A 5,567-nucleotide genomic window follows, 5' to 3' on the forward strand; every position below is an offset into this window, starting at 1 on the left:
CGACAACACCAAATCCCGGGGGGAGCGAGCCTGCGCGCGAAAGCGGAGGGCCAGCTGAAGATGTGGTAACTGGCAGGACGCCTTCGCGAGCAGGCTCGCTCCCACAGGAGTCTGCATTGTCATAGCCGGTTCATACACCCGTGCTTAAGTTTTCCCTTTTGCAGGGAGAACACCATGAGCGATTTCAATCTCGGTCGGCGTCGCGTCATGCAAGCGGTCGGCGCCGGGCTGTTGCTGCCGGGGCTGGCGCCGGCGGTGATTGCCTCGGTCAAGGATCGTCCGCAGCTCACCGACGGCGTGCAGTCCGGCGACCTGCTCGGCGACCGCGCGATGATCTGGAGCCGCAGCGATCGCCCGGCGCGCATGGTGGTGGAGTGGGACACCGGCAGCCTGTTTGGCAACCCGCGCAAATTCGTCTCGCCACTGGCCGATGCGCGCAGCGATTTCACCGCCCGCGTCGAACTCACCGGCCTGCCGGCCAACCAGGCAATCTTCTATCGCGTGCACTTCGAAGATGCGCAGAGCGGCGTCGCCAGCGAACCGTGGTTCGGCCATCTGCGCAGCGTGCCGACGACAAAACGCGACATTCGTTTTGTCTGGAGCGGTGACACCGTCGGCCAGGGCTTCGGGATCAACCCGGACATCGGCGGCATGCGCATCTACGAAGCCATGCGCCTGCGCCTGCCGGACTTCTTTATTCACAGCGGCGACACCATCTACGCCGACGGCCCGGTCCCCGCGCAACTGACCACCGAAAGCGGGCGCATCTGGCGCAATATCACCACTGAAGCCAAGAGCAAAGTCGCGCAGACTCTCGACGATTATCGCGGCAACTATCGCTACAACCTGATGGACGAAAACATCCGCCGCTTCAACGCCGAAGTGCCGCAGATCTGGCAGTGGGACGATCACGAAGTGGTCAACAACTGGTCGCCGGGCAAGCAGCTGGATGAGCGTTATCAGGAGAAAGATATCCACAAGCTGGTCGGCCGCGCGCGGCAGGCGTGGCTGGAATATGCGCCGATGCGTTTGCAGGCGGCGGACGGCGGCGGGCGCATTTATCGCAAGCTCAGTTACGGGCCGATGCTCGACGTATTCGTGCTGGATATGCGCAGCTATCGCGAAGCCAACGATGCCAACCTGGGCGCGGCAAAACCGTTTCTCGGCCGCGAGCAACTGGACTGGCTCAAGCGTGAATTGCAGGCGTCGACGGCGCAGTGGAAAGTTATCGCCGCCGACATGCCCATCGGCCTGGGCGTCCCGGACGGTGAGGTCAGCCCGGGCGTTGCACGCTGGGAAGCCGTGGCCAACGGCGACCCCGGCCCGGCGCAGGGACGTGAACTGGAAATTGCCGAATTGCTCGGATTTTTACGTGCGCAGCAGGTGCGTAATTTCGTGTTTCTGACGGCGGACGTGCACTACTGCGCCGCGCATCACTACCACCCGGACCGTGCCGCGTTTCAGGATTTCGAACCGTTCTGGGAATTTGTCGCCGGGCCGCTGAATGCCGGCAGTTTCGGGCCGAATCCGCTGGACAAGACGTTCGGGCCTGAGGTGGTGTTCGAGAAAGCACCGCCCGCACAGAACACCTCGCCGTTTGCCGGGTTTCAGTTTTTTGGTGAGGTGAATATCGAAGGGCAAAGCGGGGAGATGAGTGTGGTGTTGCGGGATCTGGATGGGGTAGCAGTGTTTGAGCAGAAGTTGCAGCCTGTTTAATCACGCTGGATCGAAAGCCCCTCACCCCAGCCCTCTCCCGGAGGGAGAGGGAGCCGACCGAGGTGTCTTGCGTCATGCATCGACCTGGAAGATCGAGGTGATTGTGGCTTTGGATTCAGTGAAGAATGCTCAGGTCGGCGTCGATCTCAAGCATCCCCCAATCAGTCCTCTGGCCCTCTGGGAGGGAGAGGGCCGACCGAGGTGTCTTGCGCTATGCATCGACCTGGAAGACCGAGGTGATTGTGGCTTTGGATTCAGTGAAGAACGCTCAGGTCGGCGTCGATTTCAAGCATCACCCAATCAGTCACCTCGCCCTCTGGGAGGGAGAGGGCCGACCGAGGTGTCTTGCGTCATGCATCGACCTGGAAGATCGAGGTGATTATGGCTTTGGATTCAGTGAAGAACGCTCAGGTCGGCGTCGATCTCGAGCATCCCCCAATCAGTCCCCTCTCCCTCTGGGAGAGGGCTAGGGTGAGGGCATTTTCCGCTCTGCCGCAATTCTGATGATCTGCTCCAACACATCATCCATCTGCTGAAGCACCTCAAGATTGCTGAATCGCACGACGTCGATGCCTTGTTGAGACAGGAAGTTCGACCGGCGCCGATCGTGAACCACCCCGGCCGTCTCATAGTGCTGGCCACCATCCAGCTCAATCGCCAACCTCAACTCCACACAATAGAAATCCAGCACAAACGGCGGACATGGAAACTGTCGGCGAAATTTCAGGTTGGCTATCTGCCGGGAACGCAGGCGCTGCCAGAGCAGGTGTTCGCAATCTGTCTGGTTGGTGCGCAAGTGGCGGGCGAATTGGGCGAGGGTAGGGCGGCTTGGCATGGCTTCACGGTCCTTGTGAAGTTGAGTGGAGATTTAACAGTAGCCCATTTCCCTCATCGGAACGCCGCCCGCCCAGCTCTCTTCCAGGAGGAGAGGGAGCCGACCGAGGTGATTATGGCTATGGATTCAGTGAAGAACGCTCAGGTCGGCGTCGATCTCGAGCATCCCCCAGTCGGTCCCCTCTCCCATTGGGAGAGGGCTAGGGTGAGGGGCTTTTCGCAGGCGTTAGTAAACATCCCGGCGATAGCGGCCCTGTTCGATCAGGCGTTCGACTTCGGCGCTGCCGAGGATATCGTTGAGGGCCTGGTCGACGCCTGAGGCCATCCCTTGAAGGCTGCCGCAGATATAGATGACAGCACCATCTGCTAACCACTTCTTCAATTCATCCGCCGACTCACGCAAGCGATCCTGCACATAAATCTTCTCGGCCTGATCGCGGGAAAACGCCAGATCCAATCGCGCCAGATCACCATTGACCAGCCACTCTTCCAGCTCGGCGCGGCAGAGGAAGTCGTGTTCGCGGTTACGCTCGCCGAATAGCAGCCACTGCCGTTGCTGGCCATCGGCAATGCGTGCCTTGAGCAGGCTGCGCAGGCCGGCCAGGCCGGTGCCGTTGCCCAGCAGGATCATCGGCACGGGTTCGTTCGGCAGGTGGAAACCACTGTTGCGCCGCACGCGCAGGCTGATGCTGCCGCCCACTGGCGCGTGTTCGGTGAGCCAGCCGGAGCCGATGCCGAGGCTGCCGTCGTTGTGCTGTTCCTGGCGCACGATCAGCTCCAGCAAGCCGTCAGCGGCAATCGAGGCGATCGAGTATTCGCGCATGGCCAGCGGCACCATCGCGTCGACCAGCGACTGCGCATGCAAACCGACCAGATGCGCGCGGTGCTCGGGCAGTTGCCGTGAGGCGAGGGCAATCTCCAGCGGCTCATCGATGCCGTTGACCTTCACCGGGGTCTCGCCCCGAATGCCGAGGCCGTCGAGGAAGTGCTCGATGGCCCACGGGCAATTGCGTGGCAGCACTTCGACCAGGTCACCGGCCAGCCAACTGCGGGTGTCCGGGGCCTTGAGGCCGAGCAGGTAGACCGGCGCGCCGCTGCTGTCGGGGTTCATCAGTTCGCGACGGACCAGCGTCCAGTTGTCGTAGCTCGGTGCTTGCCAGGTTTCGCTCGGCGCCTGTCCGGTGAGCTGGCCGAGTTGCGTTTGCCAGTGACGCAACGCGTAAGGATCGCCGCTGTCGACTTCCACCGGGGCGAACAAGGTCTTGCCGCCGTGCTCGCCGAGCCATTGATGCAGGCGCTTGGCGAAGCCGCAGAAGTGCGCGTATTGCCGATCGCCGAGGCCGAGCACGGCATAGTTGAGGCTGTCGAGTGTCGAGGCCTTGGCCAGCACTTTGCGTTCGAAACCACGCGCGCTGTCCGGCGCTTCGCCGTCGCCGAAGGTGCTGACCACGAACAACGCGTTATTGGAATTGCGCAGGTCCTGTTCGCCGATATTGGCCAGCGGCTGCACGTTGACCGGCAGCCCGGCGGCCTGTAGTTGTCCGGCGGTCTGCCACGCCAGTTGCTCGGCGAATCCGCTCTGGCTGGCGAAACCGATCAGCCAGGCCGAAGCCTCGGCGGACGGTTGCGCGAGGCCTTGGCGGGCATCCTTGATCTGCTTTTTCTTGCGCCGACGGTCCAGATACAGCAGCCAGCCAGTGATGAAAAACAGCGGCATGCACACCGCTGCGATCGTCACGATGATGCGCCCGACAAGGCCGAAATAGCTGCCGACGTGCAGCGCATAAATGCTGGTCAGCAGTTGGGCCTTGAAGCTTTTGTCGGCATAGCGGTCGACGCGTTTGACCACGCCGGTGGCCGGATCGAGGGTGATCTGGTTCAGCGCGCGGTCATGGGGCGAGCTGTCGAGCAGGTAGAACACCGTCGCCGGCTGGCCGGCCACCGCCGGCATGCGAATGTTGTACGCGGCCAGACCCGGGCCGGCAGCGCTGTAGATGCTGCTCCACATCGCCGCGTAGTCGGCGGTCGGTGCCGGGCCTTCTGGCGCCGGGCCGCGACCGCCGCGTACGCGTTCGTTTTGCGGCGCGTCGGAAAGCAGTCGGGTCAGGCCTTTGTTGTACCACTCGTACGACCATGACAAGCCGGTCAACGCCAGCAGCAGATAGACCAAAAGGCACCAGGTGCCGGCCACCGAGTGCAGATCCCAATTGAACGCGCGGCCCTTCTTTTTCCAGTCCAGGGTCAACCACACGCGCCAGCTGTTCCACTGACGCGGCCATCGCAAATACAGGCCAGAGAGACAGAAGAACAACAGCATCAAGGTGCAGGCGCCGGTGATGTTGCGCCCGGTGTCGCCCATGGCGAGGAAGCGGTGCAGTTGCAGCATCAGGCCGAAGAAGTCCTGGCCGGTGGCATCGCCCTTGAATTCGGCAGTGTATGGATCGAAGTAGCGCATCTCGCCACGCCGTTCGCCCTTGGGCGGAGTGAAGAATACCCGTGCGGCGTGACCGCTGTCGGTCTCGACCCAGAGCATCGCGACTTTCTTGCCGGACGCAGCTTCAATGCGTTCCACCAGTTCCACTGGTGGCAGCACGCCGGCGACCTGCTTTTCCACCTGCAGAACGGACGGATTCAGCGCGCGCAGGATCTCGTCCTGAAACGAATAGGCCGCGCCGGTGATGCCCATCAGGGCCAGCACCAGCCCTGCAGTGATGCCAAAAAACCAGTGCAACTGGAACAGGGTTTTCTTCAACACGTCACTCGCCGTCCGTTCGGAAATTGTCATCACGGCGCGCATTATGCCGTGGGTTATCAAGAAGCGTTTTGCGTAACACACAAAAGCCCCGTTCAACTGAATGAACGGGGCCTGATCCGTTTCGCAGATCTTATGTGGGAGCGAGCTTGCTCGCGAAGGCGTCGTGTCAGTCAGCATCGACTTCACTGAGCCACCGCTTTCGCGAGCAAGCTCGCTGCCACAGGTATTAACATCCGTCAGAAGTGGAAATTGGTGCTCAACA

3 protein-coding genes are annotated in these 5,567 nt (G+C 61.8%); 1 reads left to right on the plus strand and 2 read right to left on the minus strand.

Annotated features, from left to right (window positions below):
* Positions 1-174 precede the first annotated feature (174 nt).
* Positions 175-1,716 carry an alkaline phosphatase D family protein gene (locus tag QMX86_RS27105; protein WP_282387444.1) on the plus strand — a complete coding sequence of 514 codons (1,542 nt, stop codon included), beginning with the start codon at positions 175-177 and terminating at the stop codon, positions 1,714-1,716.
* Positions 1,717-2,182: 466 nt separating this feature from the next.
* Here the strand turns inward: QMX86_RS27105 and QMX86_RS27110 are convergent, their stop codons facing one another.
* Together QMX86_RS27110 and QMX86_RS27115 are read right to left on the minus strand one after the other, a co-directional pair.
* Positions 2,183-2,551: an endonuclease domain-containing protein gene (locus tag QMX86_RS27110; RefSeq protein WP_056782898.1), complete on the minus strand. Its 369-nt coding sequence runs from the start codon at positions 2,549-2,551 to the stop codon at positions 2,183-2,185.
* A gap of 225 nt (positions 2,552-2,776) precedes the next feature.
* Positions 2,777-5,305, minus strand: a complete 2,529-nt coding sequence (locus QMX86_RS27115) for a sulfite reductase flavoprotein subunit alpha (RefSeq protein WP_282387450.1) — start codon at positions 5,303-5,305, stop codon at positions 2,777-2,779.
* Between the last annotated feature and the right edge of the window lie 262 nt (positions 5,306-5,567).

Origin of the sequence: Pseudomonas sp. PS01270 (assembly GCF_029959775.1) — a bacterium.
GTDB classification, from domain to species: domain Bacteria; phylum Pseudomonadota; class Gammaproteobacteria; order Pseudomonadales; family Pseudomonadaceae; genus Aquipseudomonas; species Aquipseudomonas atacamensis.

Coding starts and splice junctions, on each gene's coding strand:
- QMX86_RS27105 (WP_282387444.1), top strand. CDS start 175: ATGAGCGATTTCAATCTCGGTCGGCGTCGCGTCATGCAAGCGGTCGGC.
- QMX86_RS27110 (WP_056782898.1), bottom strand. CDS start 2,551: ATGCCAAGCCGCCCTACCCTCGCCCAATTCGCCCGCCACTTGCGCACC.